Annotated in this window: 19 protein-coding genes; 11 read left to right on the top strand and 8 right to left on the bottom strand. The window is 40.3% G+C overall.

Annotation, left to right across the window (positions count from 1 at the left end):
- Nucleotides 1-17 precede the first annotated feature (17 nt).
- On the bottom strand, nucleotides 18-4,595 hold the full coding sequence (locus tag AACZ87_RS11280) for a translocation/assembly module TamB domain-containing protein (RefSeq protein ID WP_339867220.1): 4,578 nt from the start codon (nucleotides 4,593-4,595) through the stop codon (nucleotides 18-20).
- Between the two features lie 29 nt (nucleotides 4,596-4,624).
- Here AACZ87_RS11280 and tsaD point away from each other — a divergent pair, with 29 nt between their 5' ends.
- The 7 genes from tsaD to AACZ87_RS11245 all read left to right on the top strand — a co-directional run bounded on the left by tsaD (nucleotide 4,625) and on the right by AACZ87_RS11245 (nucleotide 9,195).
- Nucleotides 4,625-5,638: a tRNA (adenosine(37)-N6)-threonylcarbamoyltransferase complex transferase subunit TsaD gene (gene tsaD, locus AACZ87_RS11275; RefSeq protein ID WP_339867218.1), complete on the top strand. Its 1,014-nt coding sequence runs from the start codon at nucleotides 4,625-4,627 to the stop codon at nucleotides 5,636-5,638.
- 2 nt (nucleotides 5,639-5,640) lie between these two features.
- Entirely contained in the window at nucleotides 5,641-6,108 is a 468-nt protein-coding gene (smpB, locus tag AACZ87_RS11270) for an SsrA-binding protein SmpB (RefSeq protein ID WP_339867216.1), read from the top strand.
- Nucleotides 6,071-6,868, top strand: a complete 798-nt coding sequence (locus AACZ87_RS11265; RefSeq protein ID WP_339867215.1) for a hypothetical protein — start codon at nucleotides 6,071-6,073, stop codon at nucleotides 6,866-6,868. The genes smpB and AACZ87_RS11265 overlap by 38 nt, the downstream gene beginning before the upstream one ends.
- 3 nt (nucleotides 6,869-6,871) lie before the next feature.
- Nucleotides 6,872-7,384 (top strand): HNH endonuclease, encoded by a 513-nt coding sequence (locus AACZ87_RS11260; protein ID WP_339867214.1) that lies wholly within the window; start codon nucleotides 6,872-6,874, stop codon nucleotides 7,382-7,384.
- Nucleotides 7,385-7,435: 51 nt separating this feature from the next.
- Nucleotides 7,436-7,870 carry a lipocalin family protein gene (locus AACZ87_RS11255; protein ID WP_339867213.1) on the top strand — a complete coding sequence of 145 codons (435 nt, stop codon included), beginning with the start codon at nucleotides 7,436-7,438 and terminating at the stop codon, nucleotides 7,868-7,870.
- A 340-nt stretch (nucleotides 7,871-8,210) separates the two neighbouring features.
- Entirely contained in the window at nucleotides 8,211-8,375 is a 165-nt protein-coding gene (locus AACZ87_RS11250) for a DUF1328 family protein (protein ID WP_339867212.1), read from the top strand.
- Nucleotides 8,376-8,472: 97 nt separating this feature from the next.
- Nucleotides 8,473-9,195 (top strand): DUF502 domain-containing protein, encoded by a 723-nt coding sequence (locus tag AACZ87_RS11245; RefSeq protein WP_339867211.1) that lies wholly within the window; start codon nucleotides 8,473-8,475, stop codon nucleotides 9,193-9,195.
- Between the two features lie 6 nt (nucleotides 9,196-9,201).
- Here AACZ87_RS11245 and AACZ87_RS11240 read toward each other — a convergent pair whose 3' ends face one another.
- Genes AACZ87_RS11240 through AACZ87_RS11230 form a run of 3 tightly spaced genes read right to left on the bottom strand, consistent with a single transcriptional unit; the run spans nucleotide 9,202 to nucleotide 12,814 of the window.
- Complete coding sequence (locus tag AACZ87_RS11240) at nucleotides 9,202-9,531, bottom strand: multidrug efflux SMR transporter (RefSeq protein ID WP_339867210.1); 330 nt, start codon at nucleotides 9,529-9,531, stop codon at nucleotides 9,202-9,204.
- A gap of 33 nt (nucleotides 9,532-9,564) precedes the next feature.
- Nucleotides 9,565-10,167, bottom strand: coding sequence for a ribonuclease HII (locus AACZ87_RS11235; protein ID WP_339867209.1), 603 nt, complete (start codon nucleotides 10,165-10,167; stop codon nucleotides 9,565-9,567).
- Entirely contained in the window at nucleotides 10,139-12,814 is a 2,676-nt protein-coding gene (locus AACZ87_RS11230; protein ID WP_339867208.1) for a glucosidase, read from the bottom strand. Before AACZ87_RS11230 ends, AACZ87_RS11235 begins: the two co-directional genes overlap by 29 nt.
- Nucleotides 12,815-13,120: 306 nt before the next feature.
- On the opposite strand from AACZ87_RS11230, the gene AACZ87_RS11225 reads away from it, so the two are divergent.
- Both AACZ87_RS11225 and AACZ87_RS11220 read left to right on the top strand, forming a co-directional pair.
- Nucleotides 13,121-13,489, top strand: a complete 369-nt coding sequence (locus tag AACZ87_RS11225) for a BlaI/MecI/CopY family transcriptional regulator (RefSeq protein ID WP_339867206.1) — start codon at nucleotides 13,121-13,123, stop codon at nucleotides 13,487-13,489.
- A complete protein-coding gene (locus AACZ87_RS11220) occupies nucleotides 13,486-15,855 on the top strand; it encodes a M56 family metallopeptidase (RefSeq protein ID WP_339867204.1) in 2,370 nt (789 codons plus the stop codon). The genes AACZ87_RS11225 and AACZ87_RS11220 overlap by 4 nt, the downstream gene beginning before the upstream one ends.
- A 172-nt stretch (nucleotides 15,856-16,027) precedes the next feature.
- On the opposite strand, the gene AACZ87_RS11215 is transcribed toward AACZ87_RS11220, so the two are convergent.
- Complete coding sequence (locus AACZ87_RS11215; protein WP_339867202.1) at nucleotides 16,028-17,143, bottom strand: glycosyltransferase family protein; 1,116 nt, start codon at nucleotides 17,141-17,143, stop codon at nucleotides 16,028-16,030.
- Nucleotides 17,140-18,015, bottom strand: coding sequence for a UDP-2,3-diacylglucosamine diphosphatase (locus AACZ87_RS11210; protein ID WP_339867200.1), 876 nt, complete (start codon nucleotides 18,013-18,015; stop codon nucleotides 17,140-17,142). The genes AACZ87_RS11215 and AACZ87_RS11210 overlap by 4 nt, the downstream gene beginning before the upstream one ends.
- A gap of 265 nt (nucleotides 18,016-18,280) precedes the next feature.
- Between AACZ87_RS11210 and AACZ87_RS11205 the strand changes: the two genes are divergently transcribed.
- The gene (locus tag AACZ87_RS11205; RefSeq protein ID WP_339867199.1) at nucleotides 18,281-20,758 is read left to right on the top strand and encodes a DPP IV N-terminal domain-containing protein; all 2,478 of its coding nucleotides are present in this window, start codon (nucleotides 18,281-18,283) and stop codon (nucleotides 20,756-20,758) included.
- 225 nt (nucleotides 20,759-20,983) lie between these two features.
- Complete coding sequence (locus AACZ87_RS11200) at nucleotides 20,984-21,634, top strand: bifunctional 4-hydroxy-2-oxoglutarate aldolase/2-dehydro-3-deoxy-phosphogluconate aldolase (RefSeq protein ID WP_339867198.1); 651 nt, start codon at nucleotides 20,984-20,986, stop codon at nucleotides 21,632-21,634.
- Between the two features lie 59 nt (nucleotides 21,635-21,693).
- Here AACZ87_RS11200 and AACZ87_RS11195 read toward each other — a convergent pair whose 3' ends face one another.
- Both AACZ87_RS11195 and AACZ87_RS11190 read right to left on the bottom strand, forming a co-directional pair.
- Nucleotides 21,694-22,560, bottom strand: coding sequence for an ROK family protein (locus AACZ87_RS11195; protein WP_339867196.1), 867 nt, complete (start codon nucleotides 22,558-22,560; stop codon nucleotides 21,694-21,696).
- Between the two features lie 85 nt (nucleotides 22,561-22,645).
- Nucleotides 22,646-24,973: a glucosamine-6-phosphate isomerase gene (locus AACZ87_RS11190; protein WP_339867194.1), complete on the bottom strand. Its 2,328-nt coding sequence runs from the start codon at nucleotides 24,971-24,973 to the stop codon at nucleotides 22,646-22,648.
- Nucleotides 24,974-25,227: the final 254 nt, after the last annotated feature.

The following is a 25,227-nucleotide window of genomic DNA, read 5'->3' as shown; positions in this document are numbered from 1 at the left end:
AAAAAAGGGGCAATTGTTTAAAGTTCTCCTTCTTTCAATAGTCTAATCCTTCTTTCCTGATCCAGAGAATCTAGTCTTTTTTCAATGTTATCCAGCTGGACAGGTTTCCATTCCTCCTTATTTTCAAACTGATAGCGTAAGAAATCATCTTGGTCATTGATGATCAACTTCTCTTTTTTCTTTCTTGTGATTTTGCTAAAAAGCTCCGAAAAAGAGTTGAATGATACGCTTTGAGAAACTGAAACACCGTATGTCGAAACGTTGTCTGAAAGGGAAAGAGAAGTGAAGGTATTGTAATTGTTTCGGTTGAAAATGCGGATTCTATATACTCCATCTTCGGTAAGCATATATTCAGCCTGCCAATCTCCGATGATCGAAGAAGCGCTTGCATTTCCTTGATTATTAGTGAATCCGCCATCTCTCGACACGCGCAAACGACCATCAAGGAAGGTATAGGCTACGCTGAGTTGGAAGGTTTCCAGTGCATTTTGGTCCAAAGTAGCCACATCGAGATCTATTTCCAGATTTTTATCCACTTGACCAAGGAAGCTATTCAGCTGAGAAGAAAGCAATTGTCCCAAACTTGAAGAAATGTTGGTAACGCCGGAGAATTGACCTTCTGGAGAGAAAGATCGGGTCATTATCACAGAGAAAACCTGTCTGTTCATCTCCTGCTCGTCATTCGCTATTTTATTTTGGAAGGAGGAAATGGTAGTTTGAGTTTCTCCACTTGATGGGAATTGGCTGAAATCAAAGCCAAAACTGATGTCAGGTGAGAGGAGCTGACCATCCAGGTTCAGCAGAACTTTGACGGGATATCGGCGACTGGCCGAGGTATTTTGATTGGTATTGCTTGTCGTGCTGACAAGTAGCGGTTGCAAAGACACACTTTCGGTATATTCTGCAGAGATGTCCATTATGCCGGTGTATGGATCTCCATACCAGCTGATCCTGCCTCCAGGTTTGATGCTAAATTGCTTTTTCAATACATTGTAAAGCGAGAAATTGTACATCCCTTCTGTGATCTCATAGGTGCCATTCAGTGTGAAATTACCCTGTGTGTCCACATTCATCGTCAGCACTCCACGTCCACGGCCAGAGATACCTTCTTCAGTTCGGGGATCAATGATAATTTCTGCATAGGCATCAGGTGTGATATCCAGCACGAAATTCATCCTCACATTTTCAATTTCGAGTCTGTTTATTTCCTCGGCGATTTGCTGAATGCGGACAGTGTCCTGAATGTTAATCATGTGAATAAAATCCTCCTGAGCTTGACTGCTGCTGCTACTCAGTGGAATGTAGATCTCCGTATTTGGTCGGCTGGTTGCTCTGGCATTTATGTCCATGTTTTTGGTCGTGCCTACCACTTCCGCAGTGCCAGTGACGAAAGCCGTCCCATAGAAGGTTTCATTGTCCCTCTCGGTAGTGTTCATCACCTGAAGGTTGTCCAGATTTGCCTTGATATCCAATTGGATATTATTGAATCCACGGTGATTTATCCCACCCGTGAGCGTTGCTTTATTGCCAAACAAATCATTTAGAACTACTTGCTGAAGGCTGACTTGAGTAGGTTTGAAAAGTACGTTTCCATTTAGAAGGTAAGTAGTTTTAAGGTAGTTGATGGTCATTTTCCCATTGTTTAGCTTACCGATTCCATCAATTTCAGGATTAGACATAGTGCCTTTGATATCCATATTACCAGAAATGCTTCCTCCCATATCTGAGATGTAGTTGGATAAAAATGGTTCCAAGATCACCAAGCTGGCATTATTGAGATCCGCTTGCATATCCAGCTCTTGGTTGTCTACCAGCATGTAGCCGCCCAAGTCAATCGTCTTTTTACCTGAATTGACATTGGTCAGGGAAAGGTTGAGCCGCTCCAAATCCAAGTCGGCCTTGGCAGTCATATCACCGATTGGGAATTTGTTGATTGCAAAATCTGCTAAGGTAAACTCTCCCTGAATCAGTGCTTTTTCAAATAGGTTTTCGAAGGAGATTAGACCATTTGCTGTGCCATCAAAATCTTGAGGAAATAGGGTATTGAGAAGGTCAATATTTACATTATTTATTGATAGGTTTAATTGATCTTCCAGTTGATTACTAGCCTTTCCTTGCAGGGAAATGAATTGATTTTCATTAAAAATCTTCAAACTATCCACTTGAACTAATCCTGGAGTGATGGTGATCAGGTTGAGCGAATTAAACTTCCATTCTCTATCCAGCACTTTCAGCGAAGAAGGCTCAAAAGCTAGTTGGGTATTCAGAGAAGTGAATCGTGCCGAAGCATTAATATCCGCCGCACTTTGGGTAGAATCCTGATCAAGCGTAAAATTGATGTCCATTTGGTCTTTGTCCCAAATCGCTTCAAACCCAAAGTTTGTAAACTGAAAAGATTTCCCAAGTTCCTGTGCTTTGGAGTAAACATAGAAGGAGGCTAAAATATCAGGGCTATTGATGAGTTTGGACGTGTTGAAATCTATATTGATATTTCGGGCAATATTATTTTGGAATTGAAGGGTATCAATGCTTGTGAAAAAGTTAAAAACGGTATTCTCCTTAGTTTGATAGAAAGCTCCTTCCAGGACCATGTTTTTAGAGAGACTGAGGTCAGGTTCAAACAGCTGAACAATAGGATTGACATTGATTAGTCTCAGATTCAAGTCGAGGTTGTAGATTTCCGAAAAATCCCGCTCTAGATCCGCGATTGGTTGTTCCTCATTTAGGATAATGGCGATATACTGCTGTAAGAGAATGTCAAGATCTCGGCTCATTTGCTCCAGATTAAACTGACCCGAAGCTGCCGCTACCAGGTAATCTGAATTAACGGACATGGTCCGAGTGCCTCCGGCAAAAAGCGATTGGAAATTGAAATTACCTACATCCAAAAATCTATCCTCGTAGCCGACTTTAATATTTCTGAATCTTGCAATTCCTTGAATGTCATCCAATTCTATTCCTTTGACATCAATGTCCAAGTTTCCACTAATAAACGTAGCCTTTTCGGTGAGATTCAATCGATCGAGAAAAGCAGTATCAATCTCCAGTGACATTCTAACTGAATCAGTGGATTCTCTAAGATTCAACTCTCCGTTTGCATTGATTTTTAGATTCGGGTCATTGACTGCAAGATTACCTTTGAAGAGGTCAAGACCGTACGTAGCATCAGTTTGGATGTTCGAATACACGTAGTTTTTCAGTCCGAACTTTGAAACATCTGCATCTACGTCGATCAATATATTGTCGCGGGAATCTCCAGTAGTATTTACCCGGCCCTTCAAACTTACTTTTTGGAGGAGTTCTCTGTCTTCGATAATTATTCCTAAGTCAAGATTCTCCGTAGTGATGTTGGAAACGGTAGTAGGGAGGCCGTTTACCCTATCGAAATTCACCCTTCCGGTCATATTTCCAATGGATGTTTTGAATTCTCCATTGGTATCAAATCTGTGCAAATAGCCTGCAAAATCAGCCGTGAGCCGTATTGTATTGAATTTGTTGATTTCTTTGGAAATATTGGCAGGCAAATATGGAGCTAAATCCCTTGCTAAAATGGTGGAATTCTTAAGCGATAAATTGATGTAGGTGTCGGCAATTTCAGGTAATCCATCCAATCGAAATGCACCGAAAATCGCAGTCTTTTCTCCCAGTCTTATCAGTAACTCGTCGGAACGAAGATCAGAAACTGGACCTGAAACTTTTCCTGAAATATAGATTTCGTCATCAATATCCGGTAGAGAAGGAGCAAAGAGTTTAAGATCCTGAAGGTATAGCTTGCTCTCGTCCATGTTGGTGATGATCACCACCTCTTCAACGAAATTGGAGAATGCTGCCGGAGTAGCATATTCAAAGCGGAGGAAGTTTTTGATGTGGCTATTGACGGATTTCAGACTTAGCTTGTCAAACTCCATAAATTCACGAGCATAGGTCATTTTCGTTTTGAGCTCCATGATCTCAAAACCGGAAGTGAGCTCAGTGCCCGTAAGCATTTTGATGTCCGCGCCTATTTCAGGCCCTTCCAGGTAAAAGTCAGTAGCATTTAGCGTGATATCTGAAAAGCGCAGCCTATTGTAATCTAACCCTTTGGTAATCGCGTCTGTGATCTCGTTGACGATGAAAATCTCCGAATTTCTCAACTCAATAGTATTTATCTGAAACTGAGTAGGGCCGGTGCTTGTGCTACTTGTACTGAACATATCCGCCAGTTCTTCCACCCAAATATTGATATTCATGGCAGAATCTCCGTCATGAGTAAGGAGATGGAGCTTGGCATTCTCCATTCGAACAGCATTTATTGTGGTGATTCCTGGAGGGACTAATGCAAGGATTTCAAAGTCAGCATTAATTTTTTTGGCACTAATCATTAAGCTATCGCGATGATCTTTGATGCTTACATCCTCTAATTCCAGTGCATCCCACCAAGTGAGTTGAATTCTTCCTATCTCCGTATGAAAAATCGAGTTTTTGTTCAGAACTCCTGTGACTGTGTCGATTACCTTATTTTGAACCCAGGTTATTTGGAGACTGAGGGCCACTACGATGAAGAGCATGACCAAGGAAAAGACGATCCATAGTAGTATCCGAAACGCTTTCTGCAAAAAATCCGTAACTTTCGCGTTCTTTTCCAATGGGTACCAACGATATCTTTATTCTAGCAATTGAATCCTCGTGTGACGAGACCTCTGCGGCTGTAATAGCTGACGGCAAAGTACTTAATAATATTGTCGCCACACAATCTGTTCACGAAAAATATGGGGGTGTAGTTCCGGAGCTTGCATCACGCGCGCACCAGGAAAATCTGATCCCAGTGGTTCAGGAGGCCATTTTGTCTTCTGGAATTTCCAAAGATCAACTTTCAGCCGTAGCATTCACTCGTGGGCCAGGTTTAATGGGTTCTTTGCTGGTGGGAGTGAGCTTTGCTAAGGCTTTTGCTTTTGCAAAAAAGATCCCACTCATCGAAGTAAACCATATGAATGCGCATATTCTAGCGCACTTCATTGAGGATCCAAAACCTAAATTTCCTTTCATCTGCCTGACAGTAAGTGGAGGACATACACAGTTGGTATTGGTGAAAAGTCATTTGGAAATGGAAGTGATCGGAGAGACTCAGGATGACGCAGTGGGAGAGGCTTTTGATAAAACTGCAAAATTGCTTGGCTTGCCTTATCCTGGTGGTCCGCTTATTGATAAATATGCTACCGAAGGAAATCCGAAAGCATTTCAATTCCCTATCACCAGAATGCCGGAATTGAATTATTCTTTCAGCGGAATTAAAACTGCGGTACTATACTTTCTTCGGGATCAATTGAAAGAAAATCCAACATTCATTGAAGAGAACTTGGCAGACCTTTGCGCCAGCGTTCAATATTCACTGGTAGAAATGTTGCTAATCAAGTTGAAAGCAGCGGTGAAGCTGTATGGTGTGAAAGAAGTTGCGATTGCAGGTGGCGTATCAGCGAACTCAGGTTTGAGGGATACGTTGACTAAGTTGGCAGCACAAAAAGGCTGGAACTTGTACATTCCAAAATTTGAATATTGTACAGACAACGCAGCCATGATTGCCATGGCAGCTCATTACAAATACCTGAAAGGAGAATTCTCATCCATGGATGTCACTCCTCTCGCAAAAATGAAAATCTAAGCATGGCTAAGGATAATAAGTTTGACAAAGTCATCAACCTCAAGAATAGAAAAGCTCGCTTTGAGTTTGAATTTATAGATACTTACGTAGCCGGTATGGTGCTGAAAGGTACCGAGATTAAGTCTATTCGTGAATCCAAAGTTTCGCTTACCGAATCCTTCTGTCTCTTTCTAGATGGAGAGCTGTATGTGAGGCAATTACACATCGCACCTTATTCTATGGCTGCAAGCTATAATCATGTGGCGATACGGGATAGAAAGTTGCTTTTGAGCAAGAGGGAACTGGAAAAACTTGAAACTAAGTCTCAGGAAAAAGGGCTGACTATCATTCCTGTTCGTATATTTATCAACGACCGCGGGATGGCAAAAATGGAAATTGCGCTAGGCCGAGGTAAGAAATCACACGACAAACGACAGGACTTGAAGGAAAAAGATGCAAAAAGAGAAATCCAGCGAATGGCCTTTGATTGACGCTTTTGGGATCTGCAGGCAAACAATACTTCCTCTTTACCGCAGACCTACTTTTGATTCAGCACTGGTGACCCAGTTACTTTTTGGCGAATGCTATCAAACCATCGCGATGACCTCGGATCAACAGTGGTTTAAGATTTTACACGAAGATACCGGCTTACAAGGCTGGATCACCACCCAGGCACTCAAAGAAATTCCCGGATCAGATTATAATAAATTCCTCAATACAGATTTTCAGGTAGTCACCAGTCCTATCGCAGCGATAGAGTACCTTGGCACTAACTTGTATTTGCTTCCGGGCAGCAGGCTCCATTTCTCTGACTTGGAGCTTTTTAATTGGCAGGATCATATAGGATTTACAGGCTCAGTTCGTAGTCATGCACTGAAAGCAGATCGTTCTCAGCTGATCGATGTAGCTATAAAGTACGTTAATGCACCCTACCAGGCAGGAGGGAGAAGTATCTTTGGATTGGATGAGCTTCAGGGTTTTGAGTTGATTTTTAGCATAGCGGGATATTCTTGGAAGTCCGGCCAAATTCCTGGTAAATTAATTGATCCGGAAGACGTTTTACCGGGTGATTTATTTATTTTCAAGGAGTTAGAAAAGAAGCAAGTCAAGTATGCCTTGTATCTTGGGGCTGAAGAAGTATTTTGGATGGATAATAGAATAAAAGTTTCTGATTTGAGTGAATGGGAAGCCTTTTTGCGAAATAGTAAGGATAAACAGGTTGTTTTAGAAACTCGGTCAATATTTAGTTAGACTATGGAAAAGCGGGTATTGGTATTGAATTTAGATCATTCTCCCGTGGCGGTAGTTTCGCCTCAAAAAGCCATAGTGCTCCTGCTTTTGGAGAAGGCAAATTGCCTTTCTGTATATGATTTACTTCAGATCCGTACAGTGAGCAGAAGTTTTGAATATCCTGCAGTGATTTGTCTCAATAATTATAAAAACATACCCTATCGCGGGGTTCTTCTCAATCGGGTGAATCTATTCAGACGCGACCGAGGAGAGTGTCAGTATTGCGGAAGCAAGCGCCAGTTGACCATAGATCATGTTGTTCCCCGATCGAAAGGTGGAAAATCAAGTTGGACAAACTTGACCACAGCCTGCCATAGATGCAATGTGCTGAAAGGAGATAAAAGTCCTGAGCAAGCCGGCCTAACCATGCAGTCGCAACCTTTCAAACCATCATTGTCCTACTTTTTGTCCGAATATGCTGAAAGACAGGCGGAGGAATGGCTGCCCTACTTGAGTAGTAGATTAGTTCAGGATTAATTACATTTATTCTTTTGATTTTGTGGCAAAATAATTGCCTGATCGTTGGGTATGTATCTATCCATTATCCCCACACTTTTACTAGCCTTTGTACTCCAGACAAGTCAAATCAAATTTGAGCAGCTTGTAGGAACTTGGCAATTGGTACATTTTGAAGCAATGGATCAATTGAGAAAATCACCTCAATACCGTAATGCAAATGCTGCAATGCGGGAAGGTTTAGAGTATAAAATCCAAAATAGACTTGAAAATACGGTCTATAAATTTGTGGATGGTGATAGTTTAAAATACACTGATTTTGTGAGACAGGAAATCGTGCAGCGGGATGCTAAAATTGAAATCAATGCCGATAATGTATTGACTATTCATACAGGATCAGAAACTAAGCAAGCCAAAATTGTTGAGTTCGGAGATGATAAAATGGTTCTAGAACCTATAAGTAAAAATCCAGGATCTGGAAAGCTTGTTTTTGAAAGAATTAAATAGAAAAGTAGTTATCAATCACCAGTAGTATGTAAGCCATCAGACCCTCTGATGGCTTATTTTTTTGGCATTCATTTCTAACCCAAGTGATTATATGGATTTAAAAACCCTGCTTTTTCTCCTGTTTTCTTTCGCATTCTATCTTTTTAAGGAGACTTATTTCATGTAAAATTTGCCGGGTCTAAGATTTTTATTCACAATAATTTCTGGTTTTGGGGCTTTAATTCCCCAGGCTATTCGACTTCAATATGCTTCATAATCAGTAAAGTAGCGTTTAGGGCTGATTAAGGCACTTGGTATGGTTTTGAAGCTTTTTTGTTTGAACCATTAACCAATAAAAACTATGTTACGCTGGATATTAATTTTCTTAGTAATCGCTTTGATTGCAGCCGTTTTAGGATTTGGAGGAATAGCCGCTGGTGCAGCTTCAATAGCCCAAATCATCTTCTACATTTTCTTAGTCTTGCTGGTGATCTCCTTGATCATGCATCTGGTAAGAAGAACTTAATTAGTTAAGTCATCTTAGACCAAAAACCAATCAACCAACTTTCGCGCAAATTCTCTAGTAGGGTTTGTGCGATTTTTGAAATAATTCTTCAAAAACCATGACCTCAGATCCCGCAGCACCCGCAGTAGTTAAAAAATCCCAACGTGGGATCATATTAGACAGTTTATTGCAAGGATTTCTTATTCTGCTTCCATTGACAATAATCCTGATTTTAATCTCTATTGTTTTCAACTTTATTTTTGGGATTGTTGCACCGCTTAGTGCTGCGTTAGATCCGGGTTCAGAGGAGCCTCATTGGTTTATCAATGTACTTTCTTTGGCAATTTTTTGTGTATTTATTTTCTTAATTGGACTTCTAGTCCGCAATAAGGTTGGGAAAGTTTATTTCAAAAGTTTTGAGAAAAAGTACCTAACCAAAATCCCACTTTACAATCTAATTCACCAAACTGTCTACCAATTTGTGGGTTTGAAAAAACTTCCTTTTTCCGAGGTAGTGCTCTTGGATCCATTTAGATCGGGTACAATGATGACGGGTTTTATCACAGATCAAATCAACGATACACTTTATACGATTTTTGTCCCTACAGCCCCTAATCCGACTAATGGCAATATTTACCATGTGCCAAAGGAGCTTATTACTTTTTTGGATGTAAGTACTCAGGATGCCATGCGAACTGTCATGGGTATGGGTACTGGAACCTGTGATATGTTATCTGGGATGGATTTGTCGGAGATTCTCACTGCCGGAGGTGCCAAAGAAATTATGAAAAGTAAAGAAATTGATGAAAGTCTTGATACTGTCGGTACAAATCCAGCTTAGTAAAATTCAGTGAGCTGAAACGAATTTCAATCCTATAATGGATCCGATGAGCGTGATAAGGAAGAAGATTCTCCAGAATTCTGCTGATTCCTTAAATACAAAAATCCCAACTAGCACAGTGCCAACTGCGCCGATTCCAGTCCAAACGGCGTATGCTGTACCAATAGGTAGTGTCTGCGTTGCTTTGATCAGCAGAAGCATGCTGATCGTAAGGCAGACGATAAAGCCGGCATACCAGCCATATACTGCCATTCCTGTGGCATACTTTGCTTTACCTAGGCAGGAAGCAAAGCCAACTTCAAATAGGCCACCGATAATTAGTAATATCCAGTTCATTTTTAGTTTGTTTAAAAAAAAAGGATCAAAAAGTTAAAATTCTAAGACTATCTGATCTTTTAACAACTTAAAACTTTTCCTATGCCAGATGCAGTCTCCAAATTCCTCGATTCCAGATCTATGGGCTTTAGTGGGATAGCCTGCATTCCTTTCCCACGCGTAATTAGGAAATTCTTCGGCTAATTTTTCCATGAACTTGTCGCGATGTACTTTAGCCAAGATCGAAGCTGCAGCGATGCTGGCATATTTACCATCGCCTTTGATGACGCAAGTGTGTGGAATGGTCAAATTTGATTTCCAACGATTACCATCAATAAGTAGATGTTCGGGAAGTAATGGTAGCCCTTGCACAGCTCTAGTCATTGCTAGAAAAGAAGCATTAAGAATATTGATTTTGTCAATTTCAGCTACGCTTGCTTCGGCGATCTTCCAAGCCAAAGCTTTATCTTTAATCTCCTGGATCAAGTCTTCCCGTTGGTTTTTGCCAAGTTTTTTAGAGTCATTGATCCAGGGATTTGCATAGTCAGCAGGCAAAATTACTGCCGCTGCTACCACAGGCCCGGCGAGGCAACCCCGACCGACTTCATCACATCCTGCTTCTATTCGATTAGCTTCTAAAAAGGGTTTTAGAATCATGATCTTTGTCTTCTCTGATTTTGTAAAACTTGTGAATCATCTCGGCTACCAAACCGGTCCATCCTGTCTGGTGAGATGCTCCTAAGCCTGCCCCGCTATCTCCGTGGAAGTACTCATAAAAGAGTATGTAATCCTTGAAATGAGGGTCTTCCTGATATTTTTTATTACTTGCTCCGAATACTGGGCGAATACCATTCTCATCCTTCATGAAGATTTTCATACAACGAAGGGAAAGCTCCTTTGCTATGATGTCCATGGTCATATATTTACCGGATCCAGTTGGGTATTCTATTGAGAAATCACCACCATAGTAGAAATCAAATTTCTTAAGGGATTCTATTAGCAGGAAGTTGATTGGAAACCAAATTGGACCTCTCCAATTGGAATTGCCGCCAAACATCACCGTATCAGATTCACCTGGAGTGTATTTCACCGTGAGTGTTTCTCCTCCAATTCTCATGGAATAAGGGTTTTTCTCATGGTATTTAGAAAGTGAACGGATACCATATTCACTTAGAAATTCATTGGAATCCAACATTTTTTGCAGGACACTCTTCATTCTATGACCTCTCAACAGTGAGAATAATCTGCGCTTATCATAGCCTGGTTGAATCCAGCTAGAAACTAGAGATGCCAACTTGGGCTTTTCCCGGAGGAAAAAATCCAGTCGTTTTTTAAACTCTGGAAGCTTTGCAAAAAGATCTTCGCGAATTGGCTCCACCGCAAAAAGCGGGATTAAGCCTACAATCGAACGCACTTTCATTTTTCTAGGCTCTTTGCCAGGAATGTGAAATACGTCATAGAAGAAATTGTCCTCATCGTCCCAAAGGGAAATGTGCTCCTCGGAAATATTGCTCATCGCTCCGGCGATATAGAGAAAGTGCTCCAGGAATTTGGTGGCGGTGAATTGATATACTGTGTTGAATTCACAGAGATCAAGGGAAATACGGAGCAAGTTCAATGAGAACATCGCCATCCAGGAAGTAGCGTCGGCTTGTTCTAGCTTGCCGTGATATTTCTGAGCATGACTTCTATCAAATACTGAAATGTTATCAAGACCTAGGAAACCACCTTCAAAGATGTTTTTGCCATCACTATCTTTCTGATTCACCCACCAGGTGAAGTTGAGCATCAGTTTGTGTAGTGCTCGCTCTAGGAACTCATGGTCACCAACTCCGTTGTTTGCTTTTTTATCAATTTGGTAAACCCGTTGTACCGCATAAGCATGCACAGGAGGATTCACATCAGAGAAGTTCCACTCATAGGCTGGAATCTGCCCATTTGGATGCATATACCACTCATTGAGTAGCAGAAGAAGCTGATCTTTCGCAAATTCCGGATCTATCCGCGCGATAGGAATACAGTGAAATGCAAGATCCCAAGCAGCATACCAAGGGTATTCCCACTTATCAGGCATGGAAATAATATCATAATTCTGAAGGTGGCGCCAGTTACTATTTCGGCCTTTCTTCCGCACCACAGGCGGCACAAATCTCCCCGGGTCTCCTTCCAGCCATCGTTCTACATCGTAATAATAAAACTGCTTTGACCACATCATTCCTGCGTAGGCTTGACGCTGAATATTTACCAGATCATCATCAGTTACACGTTCTTGTAGGTTTGCATAGAATGCATCTGCTTCGCTTTTCCTTTGCTCAAGGCATTGGTCACAAATTTCTAGTGGGTTTTCTACGTCCTGATGCTGTAGACGAAGTTTTACTTGTCTACTTTCTCCAGCTGGAATAGTGATCTCGTAGATGGCCGCTGCTTTTGTGCCTTTATTGGCTGGATTTAGATGTCTGGAATCACCTTGAACCACATAATCGTTGATCGCATCTTTAAGGAATTTCTTCTCATTCCCAATGTTATAAATCCGCTCGCGGTTGGTCTCATTATCGCAAAACTTCAGATCTGGATTCCCATCAAATGTGATAGAATAGTTACCTGACTTTGGATTGTAAGCTTTGATGGTGTTATCACCTGTTTTGGTGAGTTTTGGCATAAAAGGCTCATGCCCGGTGAACCAGGTCTTGCGAAACCATAGGGTAGGCATCACCCATATTTTGGCTTCCTCAGGACCTCGGTTATGTATTGTTGCTACTGCAATAATGTCCTCTATGTCCTGCTTTGCATACTCGATGAAGATGTCAAAGTATTTATCCTCATCAAATATCCCAGTGTCAATCAACTCATATTCTGGATCTAATTTGCTCCGCTTGTTATTTTCCTCCAAAAGGTGCTGGTAAGGAAACTCAGTTTGAGGATACTTATAAAGCATCTTCATGTAGCTATGTGTAGGCGTAGAATCTAAGTAATAATAGATCTCTTTGACATCCTCGCCATGGTTTCCTTGATTTCCTGTTAGTCCAAATAGTCGTTCTTTTAGAAAAGGATCTTTACCATTCCAAAAGGCCCAGGCCAGACAAAATTTTTGTTTGTTATCAGAGATTCCTCCAATACCTTCTTCTCCCCAACGATAAGCCTTACTTCTGGCTTCATCGTGCGTTACATTTTCCCAAGCAGAACCATCGGGGCTATAATCTTCCCTTACTGTTCCCCATTGCCTTTCAGTGAGGTATGGCCCCCATTTTTTCCAATGTTTGGTAAAGTTTCTATCTTCTTGTAATCGTATATTTTCAGCTGACATGTATAATCTCTCTTGGGCATTCTCCGAAATTATCAATTTCTATTAATTATAGCTTGATAAACCGGAATCTGTTTAGAATTGTGGTGTTATTTTTTTGATTTGGTAATCAAACTTACTTTTTGTTCAATTGTTGAAAATTCTGAAAACCAGATGTTTCCAATTGTAACTATTTTTTCTTGGCAATCAAATAACTCATTGAAAGCCTTCAGAACGGTAATTCACAGAAATTAACGTTAAAATTTTATTCTACACTTGTAGATGAAATTTTTTACTCTACATTTGTAGATGTAATTTAATTCAAAGGTAATGAAACTATCCCGAGCTGAAGAAGAACTAATGAATCATTTGTGGAGGCTGAAACGAGCTTTTATGAAAGATTTAATGGATTCATATCCAGAACCTAAGCCTGCTTCTACCACCATTTCTACGCTTTTGAAGCGTATGCAAGACAAGGAATTTGTAGGATATGAAGCAAATGGAAAGTTGCGGGAATATTTTCCATTGGTTTCAAAAGAAAGTTATTTTTCAAAGCACTTGAAAGGCTTGATCAAAAACTTCTTTAATGATTCGCCAGCACAGTTTGCGTCTTTTTTCACTAAAAAGACAGAGCTCTCCGAAGAGGAGTTGTTAGGACTTAAGCGTATAATCGAAGACCAGCTAAATCAGAAGAAATGATAGTTTACTTACTCAAATCCATAGCCTGCTTACTTGTGTTACTTTTAGTTCACAGAGTACTTTTACAGCGTGAAGTTTTACATAGGTTCAACCGATTCTTTCTACTGTTTTCGGTAGTTGCATCCTTTCTGATTCCGCTTTATACGATTGAAGTTCCTGCAGAAGAAGTAGCCTCTCCAATCGAAGTGAATTCTGAGCCTGTTTACTTTGAAGCAGCAAGCGAAGGATTCCATCAGGAGCAGGGATTTGCGGCAGTTCCTGAATCTCAATTTAATTGGGAATACCTTCTATTTGGGATTTATGGCCTGATTTCCCTTGTTTTCTTGTATAGATTTGGGAGAAATATTAAGGTTCTGGTGAATAAGATTCAACGAAATATTAAGATCAATTACCGTAGTCAGACCTTAGTTTTACTGAAAGAAGATTCCCTTCCTTTTTCCTTTCTCAAGTACATTTTTGTGGCAGAGTCCGATCTGGAAAATGGGAAATTCACTGATGCTGTATTTACTCATGAATGTACGCATGTGGCTGAAAAGCACAGCTGGGATAACCTTTTTATTGAGGCATTGCTTGTGCCGCTTTGGTTTCACCCTGGATTACACTGGGCGAAAGCAAGCATCAAGCTCAATCATGAATTTATAGCGGACCAAATAGCTTTGCGTAGCACTCCTATAGAAAAGTACGAAAGTCAACTCCTCGCTATGATGCTTTCCGAGCAGAGATATGGCTTGGCCAGCAGTTTGAATTTTTCATTAACCAAAAAACGATTTGAAATGATGAAGAGAAAATCAAAGAATTCTAGTACCTGGATCAAGGTGATTGCTTTGGTTCCTATTTTGGGAGCGTTAGTTTACTTTTTCTCTGAGAGAGTGACGGCTCAAGTGGATAGCGAAATTATAGGTGTGGTTTACGTAAATGCATCAAATGATGAAGAAGTTGATTTTGACCTAACATTAGATTTGAAACCAAATGGGGTTTATAAATCAAAAGATGAAGTATATACTATTGAGGAAGTAAAGGACCTAATAGAAAAAACAAAACCAGTTAAAAATAACCTGACTATTAATTTGATTACTTATCCTGAAGTTTCGATGGGTGAATTGAGTGAATTTCAGGCGATGTTAAGAGATCTGGATATCCGCAGAATTTATTATTATGGTGCTGAAGATCAAGAAAGTAATGGTGGTGAAGAATATAAGTATCAGGATGTGACCCAAGATCGATTACCTAAGTTTTCAGCCGAACAAATTGAAGAGAAAGAAAAGTATTACAAGAATGCTTCATTTTTTGTGGAGAATGAAGCTGGAGAATTAATAGCCAAATCTTATGATGAGCTATCTGAATCTGAAAAAATACATTTGATGCCTCCTACAAAAGCACCTGCCAAAAAAAAACCAAGTAGTAGTGATTTTGAAGCTTGGAAAAATCCGAAAGATTTTGCGCTATGGCTGGATGGTAAGGTTATTTCAAATTCTCAATTAGAGAATATGAGTATTTCAGATGTCGTTTTTTTCTTTAACAGTTTTGTCCATCTAAATGCTCGTTCTGAGCGTTTCCCACAGGAACATCAGGTTCATATGTATAGTGAGGAAGCTTATGAAAATGCTTTTGGAGAAAAATCCGGGAAAGGAAACCCGCTGGATAAGGATGATAAATTTTACATTTATCCAAAAGACAAAAGAATAAACTTTGGCAAGCCTTGGGTAAAAAAAGAAAAGGATCCTGTGGCAGATAAGAAAGAAGAAACTGCAGACAAATGGCCTCCAGCAGTAAAAGCAGCTCAGATAAAGAATGATCTTGAATCATACATAGATGCCTATGCAGCCTACGAAAAGCTTCGAAAGCAAGCTCCGCACTTTGTAAACAGAAGCAAAGCTGAGCAAGAGAAGTTAACCGAAATGTATACTGAACTCAGAAGTATGTACTTCCAGGTTGCATTCCATGACAAGCCAAAGGTCAGGGGAGCAGTGGTTCCTTATGTTCCTTACATTAAATTGACATCCAAAGGCGAAATTTATTACAAAAAGGGAAAGGATCTAACTGCTGAAGAGCTTAGTTTAGTGGGGCCACCACCTCCTCCACCTACTCCTGCAGAACTTTTAGAGTCCTACAAAAAGGTCTCTTACCAATATGAATTGATGCGTAATAAAGGCAGAAGTGATGCTTCCTTATCCATGGAGGAGCGAAATAATTTGTTTCTAATGTACAATGAGCTTCAAGTTATATTCCTGAATATGGGTGCTACTGAGAGAAGACAAGTCAAAATGGTCAACTTCCCTTATTACCGCGTAGAGGAAAATGGAAAGAATGTATTCAAAGCAGTATCTGAGTTCACCCCAGAGCAAAGAGCTTTGAACAATTGCTAGTTTGAAATAACAACTATGTATATCCGCTTTTTTACCAGTAACGAAGCAAAAGCATTATAAGCTTTGACTAACACTGAAATTTAGGCCGCTTCGGTCATCTCATCGGTCTTCTGGCCCGGTGAGCAAAGAACTATTGGTTTTTGGCATCATTCCCTATAACCATGTTAATAAATCATGAAAATGACTGAGTCAGGATAAAATCTGGTTCAGTCATTTTTGTTTCTGGGAGAATTTTTCGGAAGGTATTTGGCCAAGTGCTTTCCCACGTATGGAAAGAATTCATTGATCCTGATCCTGTTTGAATGGACTGCTCAAGTTTGGAAAAGTCAAAGTCGTCAGAGGCTATTCCTGCGCCTGACTTTAGTGTGTCTAGGGCATTGCAAGCCTGCTCATATTGCCCTTTTACTGGAATCACCATCACTGGCTTTCCAAGATACATGGCTTCGCAAATCGATTCAAATCCAGCGGTACTCACAAGTCCTTTGCAAGTGGCCATATCTCTCAGGAAATTCTGGTCATGAACACGGTGAAAGCTGAGATTAGGTAATGGTTGCTCAGTTTCAGCAGCATCTTTCTTATCCCAATAGGCACGGATAGTTAGGTGTGGATTTGCTTTCGCGAAAGCAATAACTTCCGCTCCATAGCCAGAATTGACCATGTAGGTCAGGAAAAAGTCTCCTGGAGTTGCAGTCAGCTTTTTCACATCTTCCCGGAGCAGTGGCGGAACTACAGTGATTTCATTTGTAGATTCCAACTCATAGAAGGAAAGCGCTAATTTTTCGGTAGCTCCCAAAGCAGTCATGCGTGTGTTGAACTTGAAGAAGAACTTGTTCAAACCAGCAGCCGGCGCAAATTGGAATTCAGGATGATAAATCAAATACTGGTGCCCAATCACCCAATATTGTGTTTCTGGTCTAAAAATCCCATTGTATAGACCTCCCAATAAATCATAAAAATTCAGGATGATATCAGGTTGCTCGCTTTGAACTACCTCATGAATTTCCTTTAGGCTTCGCCAAAAAGTAGAAGCTTTAGCAAGATTTTGCCGGATTGTCTTCCCAATCAAAATCTTCTTTTCAGCTTTGTCGCAGGCAAAATTCGGACTTTCTACCAAATGAATCGGAGCAGAAATTTCTCTTATGAAAAACTCTGGAATAGCTCTCCGCTTACTTTTTCCTACAATTACTCCAGTTAATTCATGCCCTTGTTTTTTGAGCATTTTGGAAAAAGCGATGGCTTGAGTCATATGACCTCTGCCTTCACCTTGGACTATGAATAAGAACTTCATTGGAAGGAAGTAAATGCTGGTGGTTCTAGATCATCCTTTGGTGCTTCAAATGAAACCTCCTTAAATGGAATCGAAGTTGGTTCAGGTCTACCAATGAAGAATTGATTCAGGCTGTCATCTGTAGCTTCCTTGAAGTTGATTTCATTGTAGTAGATCAACTGCCAGTTTCCTTCATGGTCTTCTGCCAATGCACTCATCGTCTCTACCCAATCTCCGGAATTCATGTAGGCTATTCCGTCGATTACCCGGTTTTCCGGCTTATGGATATGCCCGCAGATAATTCCGTCACAACCTTTTGCCTTAGCCATTTTAGCCAATTCTTCCTCGTATTGGTCGATGTAGGAAACGGCTGATTTTACTTTTCCTTTCACATATTGAGAAAGAGAAAAATAGGGGAGTCCACGCTTGATACGGTAGTGATTGACCACGCTATTTAGCCAAAGCAGGAACGTATATCCTATATCTCCCAAATAGGCGATCCAACGTAAGTTTGTTGTAATGCTGTCAAATACATCGCCGTGGGTGATGAAGTACTTTTTGCCCTGACTTTCGTAGATCATGTCTTTCTGGATGGATAGATTTCCCATTTGAAAAGGAAGAATCTGATCCAAGAAATCATCGTGATTTCCACGTAAGTAGTAGACCTTGGTGTTATGGTTCTCGATCATTTTCAGAATCCGGTTAAAGAAGCGGGTGTGCTTCCTCTTCCAGGAACCTGACTTTTTGAGTTGCCAGCCGTCGATAATGTCCCCATTGAGAATGAGGTTTTCGCAGTTATACTGCTTTAGGAATCGGGCGATTTCCTTGGCTTTCGAACCTTTAGTGCCCAGATGTACGTCAGAGACGACGATTGTTTTGAATTGGGTTTTCACTCTATTGGTTTTGGTTGAAAGGTATAACCTCCAATTGAACTCAGCGTCAGTGGATTATTAAAAAAATAGTAAGATTATAGTGACTTTGGCTTCCAATATCATCCCAGTGTTAAAAACATATGAAAAAGCCTGTTCTGACAGTGATAATTTGGGATGAAGGGTCAAATAATCCAGAAGTTGATTGAAAGTGCCAATGAATTTTATATTAATGGTTCTAGTACTCGGGAAACTTTGATTTAGATTCGTTTTCCCAAATAGAACAACTATGAAGCACACTTTACTCGCATTTGCATTCATTTTACTTTTTCAGATTAGCTACTCTCAGGAGCAGGTTTATTCAGGTAATTATGAATTGGCAGCAAGATTCTCTCCGGAGAAAATGAAAAGATTGGTTTTCTCCACCCGAGTTGACCCGCATTGGTTGAAGAAGTCAGACCGGTTTTGGTATGAATTCGAGACCAGCAATGGCAAAAACTGGTACATCGTAGATCCGGTGAGAAAAACTAAGAGTCAACTTTTTGATACCGATAAACTGGCGATGGAGATTATGAAAATCACTAAAGATCCGGTAGATGGTCAGCATTTGAAATTGGATGATTTGAAGTTTCTCGAAGATGAGAATACCATCAAATTCAAAGTGAAAGGCACAGAAGAAGTGCTGAAAAAGGACTGGGCGGAGATCAAAGAAAAGAACAAAAGCGCCAAAGACTCCATGGAGAAAAAGACTTTTGTCTTTCATTACAACATAGGTAATCAGCAGTTGACTGAAATTACGGATTCTCCAAAAGATCCAGAGCGCATGTCCTGGGCAAACATCGCTCCTGATTCTTCCAAGGTTCTTTTTGCGAAGCAAAATAATCTCTACTGGATGGATAAGGAGAACTTCCTGAAAGCGGTGAAAGATGAGAAAGACAGCACCATTGTGGAGCATCAATTGACTGAAGACGGAGAGGAGAACTTCGAATATGGCTCAAGCGGAAGAGGAGAGGACAACGAAGAGACAGAAAAGAATAAAGATAAGAGAAAGCGGGCAGGTGCCTATTGGAGTGCTGATTCCAAGCAATTTGTGATGACTAGAACTGATCAGCGAAAGGTGAAAGACCTTTGGGTGATTCACAGCACTAAGAATCCACGACCAACGCTTGAGACTTACAAGTATGCAATGCCGGGCGAAAAGGAACAGCCGATCACCTATTTGCTACATTATTCTTTTGACACTGAAGAGCTGTCATCTCTTCCTGTTGGCACATTTAAAGATCAATCATTGAACGTCTATAATTCCAATTCCCTAGAAAGCTCCAGAGACGATGATTTCCGTCCAGTTACCTGGCTTGGAGATTTAGATGAGTTTTATTATTCGGTGACTTCAAGAGATCTGAAAAAAGTGGATATCTGCAGATGGAATCTTGCGACCAATCAAAAGGAAGTGGTGATCGAAGAGCGGAGCAATTCGTACATCGACTTTTTGAAACCTGAGATTGTAGGAAATGAAATCATCTGGTGGTCTGAGCGTGATGGCTGGGGACACTTTTACCTTTATGGAAATGATGGGACCTATAAGCGTCAATTGACTTCAGGAGCATTTCATACAGACAGGGTAGCGAGAGTGGATGAGAAAGGTAGAAAGTTGTACTTTGTGGCGAATGGTCGTGAGAAAGGCGAGGATCCATACTACGAGCATTTGTATAGTGTGAGCCTGGATGGAGGTGCAATTACATTGCTGAACTCAGGTGATTTCAACCATTCCAGCGAAATCAATGATGCAGCTACTTTTTTTGTAGATAATTATTCCAGAGTGAACACCACACCTGTTGCAGTTTTGAAAGATAAGGCTGGAAATAATGTGATGAATTTGGAGACAGTTGATTTATCCAATCTTTTTGCCGCCGGTTATCAATTCCCTGAGCCTTTCACTTTCAAAGCGGATGATGGAATCACAGATCTATATGGAGTAATGTATAAGCCATTTGATTTTGACTCCACCCGTAAGTATCCAATCATCGAGTATGTCTATCCTGGTCCGCAAACGGAGGCTGTGGACAAAGCATTTTCTGCTAGACTAGACAGAACAGATCGATTGGCTCAGTTTGGTTTTGTAGTGATTACCCTAGGAAATAGAGGTGGTCACCCAGGTCGCTCAAAGTGGTATCACAATTATGGGTACGGAGATCTAAGAGATTATGGATTGGCGGATAAAAAAGCTGCGGTAGAGCAATTGGCAGATCGATACGACTTCATAGACAAGTCTAAAGTGGGGATTCACGGACACTCCGGTGGAGGATTTATGTCCACAGCTGCGATGTTGGTTTATCCGGATTTCTTCAAAGTAGCTGTTTCCTCAGCAGGAAATCATGACAATAGCGTTTACAACCGCTGGTGGTCTGAGAAGCATCATGGAGTAAAAGAGCAGATCAATGCAAAAGGTGACACGACTTTCATCTACCAGATAGATAAGAATCCTGATCTTGCCAAGAACCTAAAAGGTCACTTGATGCTTTCCCATGGTAGTGCCGATAATAACGTGCACCCAGCTAACACCACTAGAATGGCAAATGCCTTGATCAAAGCTGGAAAGCGATTTGAGTTGGTTGTTTTGCCAGATCAGAGACACGGCTATGGCGATATGACAGAGTATTTCTTCTGGAAAATGGGAGATTACTTTGTGCAGCATTTATTGGGAGATAATACTCCTCCTCCAGTAGATATGGTAGAGATGCAGCGGGAAAAGCCGCTTTCGAAATAGAGAAATCTGTGGTTTGTGACGATAAAAACCATGGTTGATAAGGAAAATCAAGTAAAACCCGATTCTTATAAAGGATCGGGTTTTTTCGTTGAGTTAATTGAAGTTATTTCAAAAGAGGTTTTCGTATTCCAATCGATCTAAAGATATATTCCTTGAACTTTACAAAGCAGGCATTACCTTGTGTTTTTAATCTGCTATCAATTAAAATAACCCAATCAAATTCAAATGGAAACTTCAACTTCACTCTTTTGGAAACGGTTTAAAGCGGCGCCAATTGTAGGGATCATTAGAGGACAATCTCTTGAAGTGGTGCTGAAAATAGCTAAAGTCTACGAAGAAGTAGGGCTTACTACACTTGAAGTCACGATGAATACTGCTGATGCAATATCCATGATTTCTATCTTAAGAAGTGAATTTCCATCACTAAATATCGGAGCTGGAACGGTTTGTAATCTAACAGATCTACGGGAAGCTATTGATGCAGGAGCGCAGTTTATTGTAACACCTATTATCGATGAGACTGTCATTCAGCATGCTGTAGACGAAAATATCCCAATTTTCCCAGGGGCATTTTCACCAACAGAAATATACAAAGCTTGGTCATTGGGAGCTTCGGCTGTGAAACTTTTTCCTGCGACTAAGCTTGGTGTAGAGTTTATCAAAGATGTACTTGGGCCGCTTGATCAGGTCAAGCTTTTACCTACAGGTGGAATCTCTAAGTCAAATATTAAGGCATTCTTTGAGGCTGGGGCATGCGGAGTAGGAATGGGGAGTTCATTGATTGATAAAAAGTTGGTGGAAGCAGGCGACTTTAAAGGTTTGAAAAAACACTTTAAATCCATTAAAAATGAGATTTCAGAATATATAAACGGGTGATAAAAAAAAATGGCTTTTCAAAAAAAGCCATCTTTAATAAACTACAAACCAATTTATATCTAATTGTTTACCACTTCGTTTTCATTTTCTAATTCAACAAGTGCCACCGCACCATGAATTGCGGTTTCGTCCATTTCTGAAAGTAAAATTTCAAACCTTTCCATGACAGTTGGGTATTTGAATGAGGATAATGATTTGAAAAGTGATTTTTTGAAAAGGGGATATGTTTTTCGGATTGATCCTCCCAAGATAACCGCTTCAGGTGCAAGGGCATATAATATTTGCTTAATCAGTTCTCCTAAATGGTGTCCGTATTCATCAAATGCTTTGATAGCAGTTTCATCACCAGCAAGCGCCAGTTTGGCTAACGCTTTTGGCTTGCTACGGTAATGTTTTTCAAAAAACTTACCACTACAATAATGCTCATAGTCATGGTCTAAATAGGGAGCACTACACCATTCTCCAGCAGCCGAATTCACTCCGCTGTAGAGATGGCCATTGATGACTATGCCACCTCCGATGCCGGTGCCTAGCGTGAGCCCGACTAGATGATTGAATTTTTGTCCAACGCCGAATTTATGTACTCCAGACGCAAAGCAATTAGCATCGTTATTGATGAATACTGGCTTAGCAAAACGATCAGTTAGAAACTTTTTCAGTTCAACATGTTGAAAAGCAGGGATATTTGAAAGCCCTAAAACGATGCCTTCACGTACATCTACTAATCCAGGAATACCTACTCCAATGCCGATTATGTCATAAGGCAGGTAGGTTTCAATGAATTCTGCGATAGTTTCCAGTATAAACTCTTTACTCTCTTTTGCAGGTGTAGCAATGGATCGTATATCCTCCAAATGTCCATTAATTAGCACACCACCTTTGATGCCGGTGCCTCCGATGTCTAACCCTAAAATGGCTTTTTCCATTCGCTACAATTAATTTGGTTGATAGGTTTGTTGTAAAAGCTACGTCCACTAGTATTAGCTAGCAGACGTAGTTCAGGTTTTTATATTAGAGCATTCCTTCAATAGACTTTTCTAGTTCTCTTGCGGTAGCTAGAAATTCTTCCACATTCATATCTCGGAAGAAAATCAATCCATGGCTAGATCTAACTTTAGCACGGTCATGCTGATAGAAATAGTTTTTCCCCAAAAGAAGCTGTATTGCGTCCAATTGATCTACCCAGATTCTCTTAGCTACAGTACTGAATTTACCGTTGTGAGAGTAACTTGGGAAGGATGCATTCACTTGACTTAAATAGCAGTTTGCAAAAGAATCTTCCATTACAGACATATCGCCAAGAGATACTGGAACGATTACATTGGCCTCATGCGGCTCAAATTTAAACCAAACGTTTCTATAGCCAATAATCCTTAGTTTGCTGATGTCTTTTTCTTCTCCCCACTTTTTCACAGCAGCTGCAGTTGCTTGAAGTACTTTGTAATGGGTGTCTGGACCTGACCCTTCAGGATCAAGCGTTAAACTAATCTTTGTAGGATTTACTTTTCTGAACATTTCGACAATCGGCTCTACGTCACGGTCTTTGTCTGGTTGCTCTGTGAAAATATCCCCAGTATAGAATCCTAGTCTCAGGTGATGCACATTTTTCACTTGTACTCCGAAGTGAGCCCAGACAAGCTCCTCTTCAAACTCTCGTATCATTCCTTTTAGCTTTTGCACTTTAGCGGAGTTTTTCTCCCCGTCATAGCTATTTTTCAGAATGCTGATTACATCGTTGATTGTCTCGCGTAGCTGAGTCTTATTCTTAATTTCATAAACTATCACCAACGCTCTTACTACTCTGTGACAAAGTCCTCTCAAGCGCTGATCAGCATTCTCAGAAGCGACATTGGTCAGGTAGTGATAGACATCCTTATCTGTTTTAAGGCTATATCCTACCTCAAAGAAATCTTCAAAATGAACCATTTGAATCTGGCCATTATCAAGAAGCTTTTTGGTGTGTTGAAGTGTATCGATCACAAAGGTATTTGTCACCGCAGTGAAACCTGAAGTCAATACCGAGAAGTGCGCCTCGTTACTTGGTTCATGGAGCTGATTGGTGATATGCGGCAAAATACCCAGTGAAATATCATCGTGGTGAGGGCCTGTATGAAGTAATACTTCATTGCTCTCCTGCTCTAAACCTTTTGCTAGCTTCTTCTCAATACTGGTCATTACCTGTTTAACTGTCTCTTCAGATAGATCAGGGATGAGTTTAGTGTATTTATCAGCCTTAAGATCGGATAACTTAATTCTGTGACCATACTTTCCTAGTTTCTTACAAAGGTCAATTACAGAACGCTCTGTTTTCTCCCAAGTCCACTCGCCTTTTTGATAGTAAGCGTCTACCGAGTCAGTAAGCTTTACTCCAGCACCTTTGGTAACATAGAATCTGCCATTTTTCAGTTTCTGAAGAACTGTACCAGGGAAGACGTTATTAAGTGGAGTTTCCAGCGAATCTTTAACGATTCCAGCTTTTGCTTCACCTGCTGCAATTATAATAGCTACCGCATCTGGATTGTATACAATTGTATCTAGTCCAATCGTGATAACTAGACGATTCGAAGAAATTTCAATTCCACCTAGATCACCGGCAGCTACTGCCTGAGTTTCAAAGTTGGTTTCTGTTAATCGAGTAACGGAGAATAAATGCGATCCTCTGGTGTTAAATGCAATGTGCCCATCAGGACCAATTCCGCCTAGGAAGAAACCTATTCCGCCTGCATCTCTAATTTTTTGCTCGTACTCACCACACCATTGATCGATCATGTAGATGGATTGCTGCTGTAGTTTTTCAAGATCATTTTTAGGATCTCGGAATCTCAGTGATAAATCAACTTTTAAGTCAGGGAAGACAGTGCTAAAATGCAAGCCATTTGCCAGAGGAATCTCATCTGAATTGATCAAAATGGCTTTTTCTTTAGACAAGCCAAAGCCTTGGATATAAAACTTGTTAACGTAATCGTAGAAGCTATTATTTTGCTTGGAAGAAATCGGGTAAAATTCATCGATTTGCACAAAAGTCAGATCTTTCAAAACAGGCTTTTTGGTATTACCTAAACCATATTTTTCTCTGACATCTTTTCCTTTTTTATTGTCCCAGTTTTCAAGCAGGAACTGAGTCCACTTGATAAAAAATTCAGGCGTTTTTCCTGTAGGTAAACTGATTACACCTTCAGGGTTCGCTGCAGCCCATTCCAAAAATCGACATGCTGTCAGCAGTCCTAATTTTGGAAAATTGTCAACTTGAAGGTAAGGAATTAGGGTTCTGATCTTCTCTACACCAGATTCCTGAAGAAAACTTTTTTCAACATCTGAAAGCGGGTACTTACTTAGCATACTGTTTGGACAGGTTTAATTAAGGGACGATTTTATGTTAGCTACTTTTACAAGTATTATATAATCAACTAGTTACGGTAATTCTCGGAAGAAATATCTATTGTGAAACTTTCAGAGAATCTTTCAGCCCAACTATTTTTACTTCATCAATTAACGTAAACAAATCTAAAAAATGTTTTTTAATAATACGATCTTTTATAAAAATTTTATAAAAGTTTTATTTTTGAACTTGATCGGTTTCGATTTTATTAGGT

Source organism: uncultured Algoriphagus sp. (assembly GCF_963974365.1).
Classification (GTDB): domain Bacteria; phylum Bacteroidota; class Bacteroidia; order Cytophagales; family Cyclobacteriaceae; genus Algoriphagus.
Note: the sequence above shows the minus strand (reverse complement) of the source record. Positions and strands in the feature narration are given on the sequence as shown.